Origin of the sequence: uncultured Thiodictyon sp., from assembly GCF_903828115.1 — a bacterium.
GTDB lineage: Bacteria > Pseudomonadota > Gammaproteobacteria > Chromatiales > Chromatiaceae > Thiodictyon.
Map to the genome: position 1 here is coordinate 1 of NZ_CAIKKU010000088.1, position 1,545 is coordinate 1,545.

Annotated in this window: 1 protein-coding gene; it reads left to right on the forward strand. The window is 66.8% G+C overall.

Annotated elements, in window-relative coordinates:
- The first annotated feature begins 159 nt into the window (after window positions 1-159).
- Window positions 160-1,446, forward strand: a complete 1,287-nt coding sequence (gene bioA, locus QZY48_RS03155; protein ID WP_295427599.1) for an adenosylmethionine--8-amino-7-oxononanoate transaminase — start codon at window positions 160-162, stop codon at window positions 1,444-1,446.
- The last annotated feature ends 99 nt before the right edge of the window (window positions 1,447-1,545 follow it).

The following is a 1,545-nucleotide window of genomic DNA, read 5'->3' on the forward strand; positions in this document are numbered from 1 at the left end:
CGTAATCGAAATCGCAGAAGCGATGCACTCTGGGGTGCGAGAGAACCTGGGGCGCTACGATAAAGTCGATTACGACAACGACAACGACAACGAAAACAGCGCTGGCGGCAGTCCTTAACTGATTTGTTTGACCTCAGTAAACTATTCTTTAATCCCCCCATGGACATCGACCAGGTCCTTGCCATCGACCGGGCGCACGCCTGGCACCCCTATACCTCGACCCGCGACCGGGACCCCGTCTACCCGGTACGCTCGGCCCAGGGTTGTCGGCTGTGCCTGATGGACGGCCGGGAGTTGATCGACGGCATGTCCTCCTGGTGGTGCGCCATCCATGGCTACAACCATCCGGTGCTGAACCAGGCGGTGCGCGATCAGCTCGGGTCCATGGCGCATGTGATGTTCGGGGGCCTGACCCATGAGCCGGCCGCGCGTCTGGTCAGGCACCTGGTCGACCTGACCCCGGAGCCGCTCCAGCACGTCTTTCTGTGCGACTCGGGGTCGGTCGCGGTCGAGGTGGCGATCAAGATGGCGCTCCAGTTCTGGCAGGCCCAGGGGCGCCACGGGCGCCACCGGTTGATGACCGTGCGCGGCGGTTACCACGGGGATACCTTTCACGCCATGTCGGTGTGCGACCCGGGCTCCGGGATGCACCGTCTGTGGGGTGCGGCGCTGCCGCAACAGGTCTTTGCCCCGGTCCCGGCCGGCCGCTTCGGTGAGCCCTGGGAGCCCCGGCACATCGCCGCCTTCGCCGGCCTGATCGCGCGCCACCGCGATGAACTGGCGGCGGTGATCCTGGAGCCCATCGTCCAGGGCGCCGGGGGGATGCGCTTCTACAGTGCGGACTACCTGCGCGAGGTCCGCGCCCTGTGCGACCACCATGGGGTGCTCTTGATCGCCGACGAGATCGCCACCGGCTTCGGCCGCACCGGGACCCTGTTCGCCTGTGACCAGGCCGGGATCAGTCCAGACATCATGACGGTCGGCAAGGCCCTGACCGGCGGCTATCTGACGCTGGCCGCGGCCATTGTGAGCGAGCAGGTGGCTGACGGCATTGCGGCCGGTGATCCGGGGACCTTCATGCACGGCCCGACCTTCATGGCCAATCCGCTGGCCTGCGCGGCGGCGAATGCGAGCATCGAACTGCTGTGCGCGGGTGATTGGCGGGGCGCGGTCGCGAGGATCGAGGCGGCACTGACGGACGGGTTGGCGCCCTGCCGTGGGATGCCCGGGGTGGCGGACGTGCGGGTGCTTGGCGCCATCGGGGTGGTGGAGTTGGAGGCGCCGGTGCCCATGCGGGCGATCCAGGCGCGCTTCGTGGATTTGGGGGTCTGGGTCAGGCCCTTTGGGCGCCTGATTTATCTCATGCCGCCCTATGTGATCGATCCCGCGGACCTCGCCGCGCTCTGTCTGGCGGTGGTGCAGGTGGTCCGCGAGCGGGGCTGGTGAGGGCAGGGCTGGGGGGCTACCAGACGTTCTCACGGACCGGGCGTCGTTGTCGTTGTCGTTGTCGTAATCGTGGTCGTATTATTCGACAACGACAACGAC